General features: G+C 44.6%; 16 protein-coding genes and 1 tRNA gene. 8 read left to right on the forward strand and 9 right to left on the reverse strand.

The genetic code is table 11. The features are described from left to right. Positions 1-85 precede the first annotated feature (85 nt). Complete coding sequence (locus R7E51_RS23285; RefSeq protein WP_005382022.1) at positions 86-1012, reverse strand: chemotaxis protein CheV; 927 nt, start codon at positions 1010-1012, stop codon at positions 86-88. A 76-nt stretch (positions 1013-1088) separates the two neighbouring features. Between R7E51_RS23285 and flgA the strand changes: the two genes are divergently transcribed. The 3 genes from flgA (at position 1089) to R7E51_RS23300 (ending at position 2719) form a co-directional block, all read left to right on the forward strand. Continuing rightward, entirely contained in the window at positions 1089-1835 is a 747-nt protein-coding gene (gene flgA / locus R7E51_RS23290) for a flagellar basal body P-ring formation chaperone FlgA (RefSeq protein WP_005382020.1), read from the forward strand. Positions 1836-1951: 116 nt separating this feature from the next. Next, positions 1952-2266, forward strand: a complete 315-nt coding sequence (gene flgM, locus R7E51_RS23295) for a flagellar biosynthesis anti-sigma factor FlgM (RefSeq protein WP_167415057.1) — start codon at positions 1952-1954, stop codon at positions 2264-2266. A 27-nt stretch (positions 2267-2293) separates the two neighbouring features. Next, positions 2294-2719: a flagella synthesis protein FlgN gene (locus R7E51_RS23300; protein WP_012842057.1), complete on the forward strand. Its 426-nt coding sequence runs from the start codon at positions 2294-2296 to the stop codon at positions 2717-2719. A gap of 112 nt (positions 2720-2831) precedes the next feature. Here the strand turns inward: R7E51_RS23300 and flgP are convergent, their stop codons facing one another. Together flgP and R7E51_RS23310 are read right to left on the reverse strand one after the other, a co-directional pair. Beyond that, entirely contained in the window at positions 2832-3263 is a 432-nt protein-coding gene (gene flgP / locus R7E51_RS23305; protein ID WP_005382014.1) for a flagellar assembly lipoprotein FlgP, read from the reverse strand. Positions 3264-3272: 9 nt separating this feature from the next. Further along, a complete protein-coding gene (locus tag R7E51_RS23310) occupies positions 3273-3911 on the reverse strand; it encodes a FlgO family outer membrane protein (protein ID WP_005382013.1) in 639 nt (212 codons plus the stop codon). Between the two features lie 169 nt (positions 3912-4080). Between R7E51_RS23310 and R7E51_RS23315 the strand changes: the two genes are divergently transcribed. From R7E51_RS23315 to R7E51_RS23325, 3 genes are all read left to right on the forward strand, one after another. After that, the gene (locus R7E51_RS23315; protein WP_005382012.1) at positions 4081-5214 is read left to right on the forward strand and encodes a flagellar assembly protein FlgT; all 1134 of its coding nucleotides are present in this window, start codon (positions 4081-4083) and stop codon (positions 5212-5214) included. Between the two features lie 175 nt (positions 5215-5389). Continuing rightward, positions 5390-5466 (forward strand) — tRNA-Arg (locus R7E51_RS23320). A 279-nt stretch (positions 5467-5745) separates the two neighbouring features. Then, complete coding sequence (locus tag R7E51_RS23325) at positions 5746-6252, forward strand: hypothetical protein (RefSeq protein ID WP_005382011.1); 507 nt, start codon at positions 5746-5748, stop codon at positions 6250-6252. Between the two features lie 114 nt (positions 6253-6366). Here the strand turns inward: R7E51_RS23325 and R7E51_RS23330 are convergent, their stop codons facing one another. The 4 genes from R7E51_RS23330 to chiP form a co-directional block, all read right to left on the reverse strand. Then, positions 6367-7329 carry an OmpA family protein gene (locus R7E51_RS23330; RefSeq protein WP_206958480.1) on the reverse strand — a complete coding sequence of 321 codons (963 nt, stop codon included), beginning with the start codon at positions 7327-7329 and terminating at the stop codon, positions 6367-6369. Positions 7330-7970: 641 nt separating this feature from the next. Continuing rightward, positions 7971-9398, reverse strand: a complete 1428-nt coding sequence (gene gltX, locus R7E51_RS23335) for a glutamate--tRNA ligase (RefSeq protein WP_206958482.1) — start codon at positions 9396-9398, stop codon at positions 7971-7973. Between the two features lie 177 nt (positions 9399-9575). After that, on the reverse strand, positions 9576-10172 hold the full coding sequence (locus R7E51_RS23340; RefSeq protein ID WP_005382008.1) for a YccT family protein: 597 nt from the start codon (positions 10170-10172) through the stop codon (positions 9576-9578). Positions 10173-10295: 123 nt separating this feature from the next. Next, on the reverse strand, positions 10296-11417 hold the full coding sequence (gene chiP, locus R7E51_RS23345) for a chitoporin (protein ID WP_017819978.1): 1122 nt from the start codon (positions 11415-11417) through the stop codon (positions 10296-10298). A gap of 478 nt (positions 11418-11895) precedes the next feature. Here chiP and R7E51_RS23350 point away from each other — a divergent pair, with 478 nt between their 5' ends. Continuing rightward, entirely contained in the window at positions 11896-14592 is a 2697-nt protein-coding gene (locus tag R7E51_RS23350) for a heavy metal translocating P-type ATPase (protein WP_206958484.1), read from the forward strand. Between the two features lie 21 nt (positions 14593-14613). Continuing rightward, positions 14614-15063, forward strand: coding sequence for a DUF411 domain-containing protein (locus R7E51_RS23355; RefSeq protein ID WP_206958486.1), 450 nt, complete (start codon positions 14614-14616; stop codon positions 15061-15063). Between the two features lie 65 nt (positions 15064-15128). On the opposite strand, the gene R7E51_RS23360 is transcribed toward R7E51_RS23355, so the two are convergent. Beyond that, entirely contained in the window at positions 15129-15821 is a 693-nt protein-coding gene (locus R7E51_RS23360; protein ID WP_017819981.1) for an oligogalacturonate-specific porin KdgM family protein, read from the reverse strand. 439 nt (positions 15822-16260) lie between these two features. Further along, positions 16261-18166, reverse strand: a 1906-nt coding sequence (locus R7E51_RS23365; protein ID WP_318128323.1) for a family 20 glycosylhydrolase, incomplete at its 5' end; no start/stop codon positions are given.

Consider the following 18166-nt stretch of genomic DNA (forward strand, 5'->3'; position numbering starts at 1 on the left):
ACGATGCCACATTGCGATTCTAGAAAACGGCTAAAGTCACGATACTCTTGATCACTGATTGTAATAGCAGTCATTAATGTCTCTTTTATTGTGTTAATGCAGATTTAACCGCGTTACCCAACTCATCTGGGTTAAATTTCGCAATGAAGGTGTTGGCACCTACACGCTCAACCATAGCTTGGTTGAATACACCACTTAATGAAGAATGGAGGATAACATAAAGGTCTTTCAAATCTGCATGTCTGCGAATTTCAGCCGTTAAGGTATAGCCGTCCATTTCTGGCATTTCAATATCGGAAATAACCAACGAAATTTGATCGTAGATATTGCCTTCTTGAGCCATTTCAATCAACTTATTGTACGCTTCTTTGCCGTCTTTGACAGATACGACCTCAAAACCGATGGATGTAATCGCACGCTCTACCTGTTTACGCGCGACCGTCGAGTCATCAGCAATCAGTATGCGGCGTACAATAGGCTTTTCTTGTTCTGCTTGTGCGATTTCTTCGCCAATAGCGGAATCCATCGTTTCATCAACTGGCGCAATTTCTGCCAGGATTTTTTCAACGTCAAGGATTTCAACCAGCTCATTGTCAATGTTTGTCACGGCAGTCAAGTAGTGCGCTTTACCTGCGCCGTCTGGCGGTGGCAAAATCGCTTCCCAATGCATATTGATAATACGCTCAACCGATGATACCAAAAATGCTTGGATCGTACGGTTAAATTCTGCAATAACAACAAAACATTTATCTAAATCAGTGGTTGGGCGGCCACCAATTGCCAGGCTCAAATCAATAACGGACACGGTATGGCCGCGGATATGAGCGATACCTTTAACCAGAGGGTGTAGATTTGGCATTGAAGTCAGCTTAGGGCACTGTAGTACTTCTTTCACTTTGAATACGTTAATGCCGTAGCGCTGTCGGCCCATCAGTCGAAAGGTCAATAATTCCAATCGGTTCTGACCGACGAGTTGCGTACGCTGATTCACCGAGTCAAGAATCCCCGTCATATGCTCATCTCCATCTCAAACTTTTTGTTTTTAAATGATACTCTACCACTGGCAAGCACGATACCAGGGAGACAGTATGGCGTATTTCACTTTCACTTCGACACCATTGACTATGACAATATGTAGAGCGCTAATTACAAAGTACGCTAAGTCTATCGGCATTTTGCTCAGTATGTTTAGCTTTTTTGTTCATTCAGCTTCAGATAATCAGATCGAGCAAATAAAAACAGCAGCAGAACAACATATTCTTGCTACGGTTGATCAGCCTGATGGTGGCGAGCTATCTGTTAATGCGGCAGAGATCGACTCGAGAATAAAAGCAACGGATTGCCCTGTTCCGTTAGATACATCTGCCTCTTCCACCAGCAGCACGAGAAGTAACATCAATGTGTTAGTGGAATGCCAACCGGATGACTGGAAAGTCTATGTCCCTGTGAGGATCTCGGTATCAGTACCAATGATCGTCGCGACACGAACACTAGGGAGAGGAGAAATCGTCAGCGCATCGGATGTTACCACTTCCATGATCGAGCTACAGCGCTTTCGTAAAGATGGATTTTCTAGCTACGATCAAGTGGTTGGGGCAAAGCTAAAGCGTAATGTTCGCTTAGGCGATGTCGTAGAGAGAAATGATGTTTGTGTGGTATGCCGAAATGAAAAGGTCATTATCAAAGCGGTGAATTCTGGCATGACGATCACAACGCAAGGCACAGCATTGCAGGATGGTTCAGCTGGCGATCAAGTAAGAGTGAAAAATGATAAGTCACAACGTATAATAGAAGGCATAGTGACTGACATTGCGGAAATCACTGTTAATTTTTAATACCCACTGGTAGCGTGTTTAAACTGATCAATAAAAATGCAAAAAATGACTAAAGTTATTTTTGCGCTGGTCGATAGTCTGGATACCAGTATTACGATACAAGGCAAAGGTTAAACATGGCAAGTATAGATAATATACGTTCAGGGCAAATGATGACGACAACAAGTCGCGCACCTGCACGTAACGATTCCAATGCTACCAGCACGACAGAATCAAAAAAAGCGCCAGCGCAACAAGACGCAGTATCACTCAGCCAGCAAAGTAAAGCCGTCAGTAAACTCCAGAAGGATATGGCAGCTTCTCCGGCATATGACAGCGCCAAAGTTGCAGCAATCAAAGAAGCTATCACTAACGGTTCATACAAAGTCGATCCTGAAAAATTGGCTGACAACATGATTAAGTTTGAAAACGAATTGCAAGGCAAAAGCTAACTGACTTAGGCCGAAGGTAAGTATTTTATGGCAGCATTAGTCGATCTCGTTAATTTCCAGCTAGAAAATGCTAAGGCACTTTCCGCTGTTTTACGCCAAGAAACACAAGCAATCACGGCGCGTGTCTCTACCGAGATTGAGAATATTGCCAAACAGAAGATGACACTCATTGATCAGCTTAGAACGACTGATCAGCGAATCGCCTCTCACCCGCACGTCAATCAACTTACTGAAGATGAGCACCTAAGTCAGGTTGTTGCTCAAATCCAATCGATCGTCCTCGACTGTCAACAAGTCAACAAAGTAAATGGTGAATCGCTTAGTCGCGCACAGCTGAGTTTCAATAAACTCAATAACATGCTTCAGCGAACTCATGGCAAAGTGGGCATGACCTACAATGCCGGTGGCAAAACCCATACTATTTCGACACTTGGCACCAATATAAAAGCCTAAACGTCACTCCTGCCCCACCATCTCTAGAATGTAGATATAAAAAAGCGACTCATTGTTGCCAATCAGCCGCGGGAAAGATTATCTGGTCTTCTGAAGTAATGCGCTTAGGGCATTAGAACAAGGTTTGTTGACGCTTCTCAGGCACCTGCTGAACTTCTCCATAATCACGTAGCTTATCCATTTTACGGATATCCAGACGCAGCTCAGTCACATAACTGTCTTCAACAAGATAACTACGCACAACTTCTGCACCACGAATTACACCATCGACGGCACCAGTGGTGCTTTCAATACCCAAACGCTGGTCTTGCAGCTCTGCACGTCCACTAACACGCATGCCATAAACTTGCTCTGCTAGCTCACGATAAGCATCAATTTTTGATGCACGCATCGCTCGTACACGCTTTTCTTCTACTGTGCGGCCTGTTTGCTCACTGACACTGGCGTAACCCACTGCCACTAAGATTTCATCTTGACGCATCTGTTGTAATGGCTGACACCCCACCAATATCAGTGTGGCAACAATAAATAATAACTTCTTCATGCTTCTATCCTATGGACGCAGAATCACAGTGTACGGCTGACGAATGGTTGGGTCTGAGCGAATCAACACACCATCTTGTGTGCGGATGCTATTTAACGTATCTAAGTCACGCCCAATACGGTCAGCCGGAAGGAAACCTTGCGCTGTCGCTACAACTACACGGCTTTGCATGCCAACCACGCGTGCATTGACAAGCACTCCGCCCTCTTGGCGCAGCATTGTTCCGGTCAGTACATACTGAATTTGCTGCTCTTGAGCTAAATCTTGCCAATCACGACTTAAAGCAAAATCGCCCTGCTGCGTCACTTGAATAGAGCCCGTAGTTTTGAAATCAACCACTTTAAACCCTCGGCGCTGAAACTGATGGATAAAACCTTCAGAGACCGAGTTACCTAACCAGTTTGTTGCATCCATATTTTGTAGATCAACAAACGAGGTAATCGCAATCGGTGTCCGCGCTGATACTGCCACATTAGAAACCATCAGGTCTTCTGTCATGCTCTCAATGAAAAAGTCCATCGTATGACGCGGACTATCCATCAGCATGAACTGGCTTCCCGAGTACGGTTCTTTACCATTGTAAATCGGTGAGTACGCGCACGATGTCAGAAGCGTCATCATCGATGCGGCGACAAGCCACTTTTTCATGGTTTGATTCTCCAGATAATCTTAGGTGATACCGTTCTTTATTAATTCCTTTCCAAGAAAGTGAATATTGGAACAGTCTTTGCTTTTCTTTGTTTGCCTAACGAAGAAAAACCCACCAAACTTCACTGAATTTGTTAAAGCAATATTTATACCCGAACGGTTGTAACCAATGAAAAAAATATTAAACAGTCTGTTTTCAATCACTTTAGTGATGCTTGTGCCTTTTAAGGTCATGGCATCTTGGTATGAAGTCACAGGCGTTGCCACCATCGTTTCTTCAGAAGAGACGGCAAGGCTCCATGCGTTGGAAGACGCGCTGTTCAAAGCCGTCAATTTTTCGGGCGCAGATATTGGCAGTATTAGCAACTTGATGCCGCTATTAGAAGAAAGCCGCAACGAATACCAGTTTACCAATCATGAAGTCCGTTACATTTTGGTCGAGTCTGAACGCAAACGTCGCGGTAAAGTCGAGGTAAAAATCCGCGTTGATATTTATCCATCGGCAACGGGTTGCCACACCGATCAATACAAAAAGACAATGCTGGTCGGCAATATTGAGGTCGCATCACCACAACAAGCAGTGATGGGACAAATTTATCAAGTTGGTGACGATTTTAGCCACGTAGTGAACCGTCAACTTGATCAAACCTCACGCAGCTTTGTGTCTGTTGGTACAACGGACTACTCAATAAGCAGCAACTATCCTGCTCGCACTCAAATGATCGCACAAGACAATGGCGCACAATACATCATTGGAGGGGTCATAACCGATCTCACTGCAACGGTCGAATCTCAACTATTGCAAGATGACATCATCAATCGTCAGTTTGCGTTAGAAATGAAAGTATTTGATGGTAAAACTGGCCATGAAATCTTCAACAAAGCCTACCGTGAGGTCGCGCGTTGGCCATTTGCTAAGACGAGTCAAGTGGACACTCGTAGTGCACGTTTTTGGGCATCGACCTATGGCGAGATGATGCTTCGCGTTAGTCGCAATATTATGTTGGATCTGGAGTCGGAGCTATCTTGCAAAATTACACTGCCAGAGGTTGTGGCAGTCTTCGGTAATACCGTAACGATGGATCTCGGCCGTATGCACGGCGTAAAAGAGGGAGACAAATTACAGCTTTGGCACACCGCGTCGTTTATCGACCAAAATGGATTGCCAAGAAACAAAGTCTCGCAAAGCGAAATTACATTAACGGTATCACGCATATACGAACACGAAGCGGAACTGACGATTGATCAGCCAAATTTAGCGTCTAGCGTTCAAATTGGCGACGTAATGAACAAGATCCTATAAAAGCAAACATTAAGTCTTGAGATATGCTCACTTTTGAATATCATAGGCAGCGCATCTTATTTGATTATACCAATGACCGTAGCGAATCGTTCAACGTGATGCTGATACAGATCTGGTAGATTGCTAGATTTGAACTCAGTAAAACAGTGCAATGAACTGCAACTATTGGTATTACGCCCCCATGGCACAGCTGGATAGCGCAGTCCCCTCCTAAGGGACAGGTCGTAGGTTCGAATCCTACTGGGGGCGCCATATCATAGCCTTAGCTCCCACTTGAGCTAAGGCTTTTTTGTATCTTCAATTTCAAGCCTCGCACTGCTCCCCCTAGTACATCGTGTTAGATAATCTTCCCAGTAATCAATATGATCGGATCGGGTGTTTCGGTTACGGGATAAACCCTTCTACTGATCTGACTTCTTCCCCTTGAAATCATTTCAACAAGCCCTATTTACAGTTTTGTATTTTATTACTTTAATTATCTATGAGTTTTGCTTACCCTTTTAGCTATTAATAAAATTATTAGTTAGCACTATGTCTAAGAGCAATTTAATAACTAACACTGGACACCGCTTTATTTCTAAAGGCAAGACAGCCTTTAAGATACATATCCATACCCCCGAGGATACGGTACTACACCGCTCGGTAGGATTTGTTCGTATTGGAGAAAAGAAAGGCTTACAAAAAGCCATTAAGCTGAGAAACGAGTTAGGCCGGCAAATGTGGGGCAAATTCTGGCGACGTCTTTTGAAAGACCCTTACCTAATGACTAGGCTTCCACATAGCGTTGAGCCTAAAATCGTTCACAAGCCTAACCCTACTCTTGAAAACCCTGACAACCGAGATACGTGTTACATCGCCAAGTGGCGAGAGTTCAATGATGACGGTGAGTATAAATATAAAACGGTGGTTCGCTCCATTAGTAAGTACGGCAAACTTGCCGCCTACATGCAAACCAAAAAAGCGTTGTTAGAAGCACATAAAGATAACTTGGAGATCCTGACATTTATGGGGCGTTTAAACAGCATTGATCTTAAGTAATACCTAGCCACTTTGAACATTTCAGTCAGTTTTTAAAGAGAAATAAAAAGCCCCAAAGAGCGAACTCTTTGGGGCTTTCAGCTTCAGTCTTCTATACTACGGTCGAATAGGAGCTTATTGCTGAACTTGGTATTCAAATTCTGGAACAACGACTTCTACGCGACGGTTTTGTTGACGACCTTCACGAGTGTCGTTTGAAACGATTGGGTTGTTTTCACCTTCGCCACGAGCTTGGATACGTGATGAATCAATACCTTTTTCAACGAGTGCGTTAGCAACAGACTCAGCACGTTTTTCAGAAACCTTTAGGTTGTAAGCTGCTGGACCAGACGTATCTGTGTAACCTACAACTTCAACGTTCGCTTGTGGGTGCTCGTTTAGGAAAGCAACTAGGTTATCAAGTTTTGCAGCGCTCTCTGGTTTTAGAGTTGTGCTGTTTAGATCGAAGCTACCTGTGCCAATTGTTTGAGTTTCGAATGTTTTCGTAACTACAACTGGCTCTTCTACCACTTCTTCTACAACCACTTCTTCAACAACAACTGGCTCTTCTACGATTACTGGCTCATCGTTGCCGCCGAATTTGAAAGAAACACCTAGTGTTGCAGTGTTACCTGTCGCACGAGTTACATCGTTGCTGATGTCAGTCAGTGTTTGGTATTCCGCACGAGCTGTTACGTTTTGGCTTAGGTTGAATTCAAGACCAGCCGCGCCTAGGTAAGAGTAATCATCTTTGCCATCAAACATTACGTAAGCGCCACCCACTTTACCGTAAAGTGCGATGTCTTCAGTGATTGGTAGGCTAAATTTAGGAGCAAGAGTGATTGCTTCTACGTGGCCACCGAAAGAAGTTTGGTTAAAATCACCGATGTTGTCGAAACCCGCTTCTACTGCGAAGTATTTATTCATTTCGTAACCAACAAAAGCGCCAAGAGTAGAATCATCTTTGTCACAAGCCTGGCCCGCTACACACGCGTCTTCCATCCATGACTTACCCATCTTACCACCAACGTATACTTCTGCTTGTGCTGCTGAAGCCATAAGTAGAGACGCTGAAATTACCGCTGCTAATTTTTTCATTATTGATTCCTCTAAAGAAGTTCTTTTGTTAGATGCCGAAATGCGCCGTCTGACTGACGTTGTATTTCAATTCTTTTTATTCATTCCTTGAGTGAGATACTTAGTCAGCTTCTTTTTATGCACATGCATTTTTTTTATGGAAGCAACTTACGTACATTTCCTGTTCAGTGATACATATCGCCATCTCGGTATCGCTGACGGGATGAACTATAACGCTAAGAAATCGCGAGAAAAATCCCAATTCTGTCAATTTATTGTCATCAAAAATCTCGACAACATGTGATCTTAAGCAAAAAAATCCCCACGCAATCACGACGCAAACGTTTGCTTTAATTTTTAGAACAACATAGCTAAAGCAAAGGTTTTTCTTAAAAATGAGACAAACAAAATGGAACTTTAAGGAACATGGATAAAAATCAATCAGATATTTGATATATAATCGCTCGTTTTTTATTCACGCCAACGATGTTTGGATTAAAAAATCTTATCCATATTGAGGTAAATTACAGGTGAAACCATCTCTTCATTCACCAATATGAGAGAAAGTTTCTCGTTATCTAAATTGAAGATACAAAAAAGCCGCGGTTGCTCACCGCGGCTTTGTGACTATTTATTCAAAAAGAACGTTCAGTTCAAAGCAATTATGCGTTTGCTTCACGCTCAGCAATGAACTCAAGCGCCATCTTAATGCGAGCAATACAACGCTCTTTTCCAACCAGCTCCATTACTGCATCGACAGAAGGAGACTGACCGCCGCCTGTTACAGCAACACGTAATGGCATACCGATTTTGCCCATGCCGATTTCCAACTCTTCACATACTGCTGCGATAACGCCATCTTTGATGTTCGCTGTCGTCCACTCAGTTAGTGCTTCCACTTTCGCTAATGCAAGTTCTAGAGGCTCTTTAGCCACGCCACGTAGATGTTTCTTCGCTGCGCCCGCTTCAAACTCAGAGAAATCTTCATAGAAGTAACGGATTTGCTCAGCTAGCTCAACTAGCGTGTTGCAACGCTCACCCACTAGATTGATCACGTCAGTGATAGCAGGACCATTCGTTACGTCTAGTTTTTGTTGATCTAGATGCCATTGTAGATGCTCAGCAACGTACGCAGGATCTGAGTTCTTGATGTAGTGGTTGTTCAACCATTGCAGTTTGTCAGTGTTAAAAGCAGACGCTGACTTAGATACTGCGTTTAGGCTAAATAGATTGATCATCTCTTCTTGAGAGAAGATTTCTTGGTCACCATGAGACCAACCAAGGCGCACTAGGTAGTTGTTTAGTGCCGCAGGCAGGTAACCCATATCGCGGTATTGCATGACTGATACAGCGCCGTGACGTTTAGACAGTTTCGCGCCGTCATCACCCAGGATCATTGCACAGTGTGCAAATGTTGGTACTGGCGCACCTAGTGCTTCGTAGATGTTGATTTGACGAGGCGTGTTGTTGATGTGGTCTTCGCCACGAACAACGTGAGTGATACCCATGTCCCAGTCATCCACTACTACACAGAAGTTGTAAGTAGGTGAACCGTCAGTACGACGAATGATTAGGTCATCCATTTGATCGTTGCGGATTTCAATGCGACCACGGATTTGATCATCAAATACTACGCTGCCTTCTTTCGGGTTACGGAAACGGATAACACATGGATCGCCATCTTTTGCCGCTTCGTTTGCTGCTTTGATTTTTGGATGGTTAGCATCGTAGCGAGGCATTTCTTTATTTGCTTCTTGCTCTGCACGGATTTCATCTAGCAGCTCTTTAGACGCGTAACATTTGTAAGCTTTGTCTTCAGCAAGAAGCTTATCAACCATTTCGTTGTAACGGTCAAAACGTTGAGTTTGGTAGTAAGGACCTTCATCCCACTCCAAGCCTAGCCATTCCATGCCTTCAAGAATTGCATCAACCGCTTCCTGAGAGTTACGCTCAAGGTCTGTATCTTCGATACGTAGAACGAATTCACCACCTTGGTTTTTAGCGTATAGCCAAGAGTAAAGTGCAGTACGCGCACCACCAACGTGTAGATAGCCAGTTGGGCTAGGAGCAAAACGAGTTTTAACCGTCATTTGAGTTCCTTAGGGGTAATGAGCAACGAGAGATCTCTCGTTGTAATGTCAAGGATAAAAGTGGCGACATTTTACCACCGTAAGTCAATTCTACAATCGGTTTGACAACAGAAATAAAAACGGGGCAGAACCAAAAAGGCACAGCCCTGCTATTTACTGTTAAAGCACGAGACGAAATTACTTCAGGTTACGCATTGCCCATTGCATAAATTCTTGCTGCTCTTCACGGCTCAATTCATTAAACGATGCTTTGATTGTTTTGGTTTCCGCTGGAGAAGACGCAATGCTTGCCTTAGTCGATTCTTTATTCATTGCGTTATTATAGTCGGCAACTTCTCGTTCGTAATCACGAAAACCTTGCAAACCACCTTTACGAAGTTGAACCATAGAGAATGCCACTTCTTTTCCGTTTTTGTCTTTCAATACCACTTTAGGATCGAGTTCGAAGGCTCTCGCCTCTTCAATAGTACGGAATGTTTGATAAGTCAGAGAAAGCTCGGTGTCTTTTTCTGCATCAAACTCTAATACCAGCGGCTGCGAATCGAATTTACGGCGCTTTCCATCTTCAAATACGATTTGTCCAACCGTTACCGCCAATTGGTTTTCCCCATCCTTTAACTCGATGCTGTTGTTCTTGGATATCCACTCAGGGTAGACGAACTCGCCGTTGAGAACGCGAGGAACTAATTCAGATTGCAGAGTGAGTTGAGCAGCAAAAGCTGGCGCCGAAAGCATTGCGCAAAGTCCGAGAAGTGTCGTTGTTTTTTTCATCATGGTTTCTCACTTTATACCAATTTAGATAAGCCTCTAAAATTTACAGGCCAGTCATTTCAAAGGCTTATTTGAATAAGTATCAAGATAAAAAGGGCGTTTCCGCCCTTTTAGCTGCTTCTTTAGTTAGAAGTAGTATTCAACACCTACAGAGAACTCGTCGTAGTCAGCAGACTTCCAACGTGCTTCTGTTGGTTTATCTAATTGAGACGCACCGTCGCCAAAGTCTAGAGTACGAGCACGTACGTACAGCACTGCCGATGGGTCTACGAAATACATAACTTGTGCTGATAACACATCATCCGCTGTATCGTTAATTTTCTTACCATCACGCTCTAGATCAAAGTTAGCGGCGTAAGCCAGTTTGTATTGCCAATCACCCGTGGTGTACATGATAGCGGCAGACATTGCATCTTGCTTTTCACTCACACCATTGCTTGCGTCCGCCTCCATGTATTTGTATTGCGCGAAGAAAGAGATTCCGTTATCAAACCAGCCTTGTGCCCCTACCAAGTACGTGTTGTTTTCCCACGTTTGGCTTTCCATCTTGATATTACGGTTACCTTCATATGCCGCATCTAACTGGATAGGACCAATTTTGTAGTGTGCAGCGATACCACCCCAGTAGTCATCCCCTTCACCTAGACCTGCTTTATCACCTGCACCAGCTGCGATATCTAGGGAGAATTTGTCAGCAAACATTGGAGAGTCCCAGCGGATAGTGTTTGATTGACGGTCTTGGTACTTGGCGCCACCAATAGCACCACCCCAGTCGTATACATCGCCCAGGCCAGGGTTAGATGCTGGCCAGTCAACCAATTCGTACATAGGTGTCAAAACGCGACCCAGGCGAATTTGCCCCCAAGATGCACTTTCAAAACCGACGAATGTGTCACGTTCACCAAGACCTGCGCCCTCGCCACCAAAGCTAGGGTCTACATAACCGCCTTCGATTTGCCAAATAAAAGTAGGGTCGAAGTTAGCAAATTGTTTCTTACCACGGAAACCGATACGAGATTCGTTGTTTAGCTGCATGCCACCCAAGTCATCGTCCGTTGCTTTGCTGCCAGAATCGTAATCGCGGTACGCGGCCTGCATCGCGATGATCCCGTAAACTTCATAAGAAAATGAATCTTTGGTTAGAAACTCTTTTGCTGCGTCACTGTTTGCACCATCAGCAAATGCAACACCACTGAACATCATGCCGGTAATTGCCGTGGCAAGTAGGCTTTTCTTTAGGTAAGACATTATAAACCCCTATATTTTTAGTTTTTTCCATTTTCAAATTCACTAACTAGGACATGGCAGGAACTTGAAACAGTGTTTGGACGGGGCAAATATGACAAACTTTTTTCGCACTAAAAAACTTTCCCTACAGCAATCTGAGCGACTTCAAAATGAGAAGATCAAAAATAAAATAAATCAATAAAAAACAATTAGTTAACATCAAATATAAAAAATAAAAAACGTTAAAAGTACGTTTTGACACTGAACTGACATTGAGAGCATCTAAAAAACGTGAGCGACTTCATTCATCTTTTAGGTGTTTTAACGGAACTTTATATTCAAAGAGAAAAAACCTTGAGATCACTCGCAAGTAAAATGACCGTGCACTTGTGGGATTCGAGAGATTTTGACGAAATTGTTGTGAGTAGCAAATGGGTATTGACCTTACCCTTGCAGGAAGGTTTAAGCTCATAGCATCACTACTATTGAGGTGCAGATTATGTATCAGTTAGTTATACCTTTATCAGGGCTCAACTGCATGGGCTGTGCGAGAAAAGTTGAGAATGCTTTACATGCGAATCACGATGTGGAGATCCTCAATTTGTCCCCGACGCAAGTAGAGGTCAAAACCGAGTCTTCTCTTAAAGAGCTCGTCTCGTCGATTGAATCTCTTGGTTACCAAGCAGGAAATCACTACGAACTAAACCTTTCAGGCTTAAGCTGTGGCGGTTGCGTCAAAAAACTTTCATCTTTATTAGAATCTAATCAAGACGTTATTTCTTTTGAGGCTTCAACAACGCACTTAGAGATTCGTACCCTCCTCTCCGAGCAACAAGTGATCGACTTAATAGCAACACTCGGCTATACCGCCAACCTTGATTCTGTTGAAGTAGAGAACGAAAGCTCACCAGAGACCGAGCCGGTAGAAAAGCAAAGCAATATTAAAGATACGCAGGTGCCACCAGCGAGTATTCAATTGCAAATGCTGATTCAAGGCATGACGTGTGCGAGTTGCGTATCTTCAGTAGAGAAAGCACTTACTAACGTAGAAGGCGTTGAGAAAGCACAGGTCAACCTTGCAGAACAAAGCGCACTAGTATTCGCAAGCCAAGACTCTGATGACCTCCTTAACGCAATTGTTGAATCGGTAAAACAAGCCGGTTACCAAGCAGAGATCCTACAAGACGCCGCAACCCAGCAAGAAAAGCAAGCACAGCAACAACGTCAGCAACAAAAACGCTTTAAACTGGATGCTATTGCTGGCCTTGTCGTCGGTGCCCCTTTAATGATTTGGGGCGTAGCTGGCGGCAATATGATGATTCGCAACACCAACGACCAATTAGCTTGGGGCGCGATCGGTATCGTATGTTTACTCCTTCTTGCCACAGCAGGGAAACACTTCTTCAGTAACGCTTGGTTAGCAGCTACTCACAAGCGCGCCACCATGGACACGTTAGTCGCGCTCGGTACTGGCGCAGCGTGGTTCTATTCGATGCTTGTGGTGATTTTCCCAGACTGGTTCCCTCTTGCTTCACGCCACGTGTACTTTGAAGCGAGTGCAATGATCATCGGCTTAATTTCTCTTGGGCACTATATAGAAGCAAAAGCCAAAGCAAACACAACACGTTCCTTACAAGCGTTGATTAACCTGCAACCTCAGCAAGCTACGGTAATTACGGAACAAGGCGACCAACAAATCGCGGTTGAGCAAATCACGTTAGGCATGAAACTGCGTATCAAACCAGGCGAGAAAGTGCCTGTTGATGGTGTTGTGATTCAAGGTGAATCATACATTGATGAGTCGATGCTCACTGGTGAACCAGTACCAGTATTAAAAGCGCAAGAGGCTCAAGTGTCTGCCGGGACATTAAACACCGATGGTGGATTAGTCATTGAGGCAACGGGCATTGGCGCAAATACCATGCTGGCTCGTATCATCCGCATGGTGCGCACAGCGCAAAGCAGTAAGCCAGCCATCGCGAAACTGGCAGACCAGATTTCATCGGTGTTTGTCCCTGTCGTTGTTGGTATAGCAATACTGGCCGCGCTCGTTTGGTTTGCCGTTGGCCCAGAGCCAAAAGCGAGTTATATGCTGGTGGTCACCACAACCGTCCTGATCATCGCCTGCCCTTGCGCCCTAGGCTTAGCAACCCCACTTTCTGTCACGGTGGGAGTGGGTAAAGCCGCAGAGCTCGGCATTCTGATCAAAGACGCCGACGCCCTGCAATTGGCAAGCAAAGTCGACACGGTTGTGTTCGACAAAACTGGCACACTTACCCAAGGTAAACCTAGCGTTCAGCAAGTGTTTACTCACGCCACCAGCCAAGAAGATCTATTGGCTTTAGCGTATGCGGCAGAGCGTCAGTCTGAGCACCCACTGGCAAAAGCGGTATGTGATTACGCCAAACGACACGACGCAAAAGACGTCTCATTAGACAAGTTTGAGAACGTTCGCGGACGCGGCATTTTGGCGACGTATCAAGATAAACCGCTGCTCATTGGTTCGCTTCAATTTATGCAAGCAGAGAACGTCGAGACCAGCGCACTAAAACCTGCCATCGATGAATGCGCAAAAAATGCGTGGACTCCGGTAGCTGTGGCATTGAACGGCGAACTGTTCGGTCTGATCGCCATTGCCGACCCGATCAAATCAGATGCGAAGCAAGCGCTCTCTGCATTAAAATCGCAAGGCATCAAAACGGTAATGCTGACGGGCGATAACCAACACGTTGCCAATGCTATCGGCCAAGAACTTGGTATTGATGAAGTGATTGCCCAAGTAATGCCAGATGAGAAAGCTCAGCACATTGAGCAACTTCAATCTCAAGGACATGTCGTGGCAATGGTGGGGGATGGCATTAACGACGCCCCTGCTCTCGCGTTATCCAACCTAGGTATTGCCATGGGTAGCGGCAGTGATGTCGCCATTGAAAGTTCGCAAATGACCATCCTGAACACGTCACCAATGGCGGTAGTACATGCGATTGAACTCTCTCGCGCTACACTTAAAAACATGAAGCAAAACCTATTTGGTGCCTTTGTTTACAACTCGTTGGGTATTCCAGTTGCCGCTGGCGTGCTTTACCCAGCGTTTGGATTTTTGCTCAGTCCTGTTGTCGCAGGAGCGGCAATGGCACTGTCTTCAATTACTGTCGTTAGTAATGCAAATCGACTACGACTGTTTTCAGTAAAATAACCACTTCTTTTTGAGGGTATTATGAAGTTGAAACTATTGACCTTTGCAATGCTTGCGACCGTGTCCGCCAACGTATTGGCAGCCGATGTCATTAACCATAAATCGCCATACTGTGGCTGTTGTGGAGAATGGACAAAACACATGGAAGCGAACGGCTTTACGGTCGAAGAAAAATTGCACGATGACATGAACGCCATCAAACGCGATCTAGGCATCAAGAATGAACAGCTTTACTCTTGCCACACGGCAGAGATCAACGGCTATCTGTTTGAAGGTCACATTCCAGCCGAAGACATTAAAGCGTTTTTGAAAAATCCACTACGTAACGCAAAAGGCCTATCAGTACCGGGCATGCCAATGGGCTCCCCTGGTATGGAATATGGCGACAAAAAAGACAGCTACACCGTTTACGCCTTTAACGAAAAAGGACAAGTGTTCGAATATAGCCACCACGAAGGCAACGGCAAATAAAAACAAAGCCCAGCGAGACAAACCGCTGGGCTTTTTCTTAATGGATAGTTAAGACAAATATAAAATTAGAAGCCGTAAGAGGCACCAAATACAAAAGCGTTATTCACTAGGCTGTCACCACTCGCGTTTTCTGCACCGTGTGCTTGACTACGGAACTCAAAGTAAGGTTGAACACCTTTACGAGTCCACGTTGCACGAAGCTCGTGGTCCATGGTTTCCGCTTCAATCATGTAGACGTTGTTGTAGCTTAGCGTCACATCCTCATTCATCACGTAACCGATGCGGTTGTCCATGCGGTAATCTGTATCCGCATCTGCGTCTGTCGCATCAATGTGCGCACGAGTACGGTTACTTAAGGAGATGCCGTTATCGAAGTTGTAACCGATCTTAACCAATGGACGGTACTGTACGTTCTCGCCAGCAGAGAATAGGTGTTGGTAACCCGCGGCAACCCATAAATGATCGGTAATATTAAATGACTGCTCACCACCCACAGTTATTGCTGGTGTTGTGTTACCTGCGCCACCGTTTTCTGTTTCCAGTTTACCCAACTGAATACCATCAAATTCGGTATAAACCGTAAAGCCGCCGAATTGGTTATCAAAAGTATGACCAGCTTCCAGTGTAGACGTAACGTCCGAACCATGAATTCGACCATCATCGTGGAATTGAACATTACCTGTTACGTAAGAAGAACCAGCAAAAGCATTAGAAGCGAAAGCGAGAGAAAGAGCACTCAGTGCAAAAATATTTTTCATAATTACTGCCTTTATTTATTCACGTTATGCGATAGTTTTAGAGGGCATCTCTTCCCTTTTATCGCAAACTTTGGAATGTGCCTCCTTGGCGTTCGCAATATTGTTTTAATTAATTCGCGATGGAAAATAAAACATTTTAAAAAGTGATCTTGTTCAAACCGAAGCTCAACAACCCTGATAAAAACATGGAAAATACAGGCACTTATCGTATTTTTATAAAATTATTCAAAAAATAGAAGTGTGATCGTAAACAGATAATTTATTGATATTTAGCAGATTAAGTCGATCAAGTTCACAATAACCTTGACCATTACAACCAAAAACTTATTTATCAATGAAAAATAATTAGACATCGATCACGCTTAATTTCCTCAAAAAATAAAGAAAGCCCCAACATGATGTTGAGGCTTTGCCAAAAAATTAACTTACAAGAATCGAGTTATTTCACGCTGGTCACTCGACTTGCTTTCTCACCGCTTGCTGACACAGAACGGATAAACACTTCACCTTTCACATTTGGACGAGCATTATCTACGTAAGTTAGCCAGTTCTTGCCGTCTAGAGAGTATTGAAGCTTCACACCCGGGAACTGAACGTTCATTGCCAGTTTACCCTCTTCAACTTTCGCGCCTGGTACAGGTAGGCGGTAGTCGATACCCGCTTTTTCTAGCTTAGCCAGTTCGCGTTGGCCAAGTACGTTCGCAAAGCGATTGTAGTCTTGGTTTAGCGCAGCTTTGTTTACTAGGTTAGAGTTTTGCGAGTATTCAACACCCACTTTGTAGTCGTTTTCCCAATCAGCACGGTGCCATGCACGTTCAGCGGCTGCCAGTACGCGAGGGAATACCATGTACTCGTATTGCTCGTCGTTACGTACTGTCTCAGACCACAGCTGTGCTGATAGACCATAGAAAGGTTTCGCTTTGATTTCACCTTTACCAGTGAAGCCGTTACCATCGCGGTCTACAGAGGTTTCTGCGTTCTGAGGCATGTTCTCTGGTGCAAAACCAAACATCTTACGAGTATCTGTTGCACGCGTCGCCCAGTAGTAACCACGTTCTTTCGGGTCAACTTCGTACGGCATGTCCATGTATACGTAGTCTGGGTTAGAAACGATAACGTCGTAACCTTTCTTAGACCATTCGTACACTGATGATGTGCCACCCCAGTAAAGAACGTCCCAGAAATTAACACGTGTGTTTTCTGTTGCGAACGCTTTCTCACCTTCACTGTACTTAAGGCCATCTTGCCAAGCTTGGAAGTTTGGAATGCCTTTCTCTGCCACCATCTTCGACACTTCTTCTGCAAAGTGGCTTGGTAGATGAGCAAAATCGCTTACCGTACCGTCTGCAATTAGCGTCTGACATTGTGGTGACTGTGCGAATGGCTTGTCTTGCTTAGACAAATCAATGTTACCCTTCCAGCTTACTTTGTCTTCTGCGTTGATGTCTTGCAGACCAGCGCCTAGCTTGATGTTCTTCGCTTCGTCACCACCAAAGTGCCATGTTGTTAGCGGCGTGCCCGCTTCTTGGTGCATTGCTGCTACTTCTGAAATCACTTTATCAACAAAGCGAGTTGAAGATTCCATACATGGGTTGATGAAGCTTTGCTTATTGTAGAACTGAACCGTCGTTACGTTCGATGTATCTTGAGGATCCATCAGGCGGTACTCGTTCGCTTCTGCTTCTTTACCTTCTTCCATTAGACGGTCGTAACGTGCTTCCATTGATACCACTGCTGCACGAGCGTGTGCTGGCATATCGATTTCAGGAATCACTTCGATGTTACGCGCTTTCGCGTACTTCAAGATGTCCACGTAGTCTGCTTTGCTGAAGAAGCCAGAACCAAAGTTGTCTGTCGTTGCACCTGAGCCAAGCTGAGGCAGTAAACAGCTTTTCTCTTCCAAATCGAAACAACGGTTAGCACCCACTTCAGTCAGCTCAGGCAGACCCGGGATTTCTAAACGCCAGCCTTCATCATCCGTTAGGTGAAGGTGTAGTTTGTTCATCTTGTACGCGGCCATTTGGTCAAGCGTTGCAAGAATCGCGTCTTTAGAGTGGAAGTTACGAGCCACGTCCACCATCACACCACGGTAATCAAAACGCGGCGCATCTTTAATAGACAGTTGTGGTAGAGAATCAGCATTTTGGCTATCTACCAGGCCAAAGATAGATTGTACTGCGTAGAAAGCACCTGCTTGGTCAAACGCTTTAATCGCAATTCCGTCGCCTTTGATGCTCATTTCGTAAGCACCAGATTTTGCCAATTCACCGGTGAAGTCTGCAGGAACAACAGTGATGCTTACAGGAAGATCACCACGAACATCCACACCTACCACTTCTGCACGA

Source organism: Vibrio sp. Vb1166, assembly GCF_033338695.1.
Classification (GTDB): Bacteria; Pseudomonadota; Gammaproteobacteria; order Enterobacterales; family Vibrionaceae; genus Vibrio; species Vibrio alginolyticus.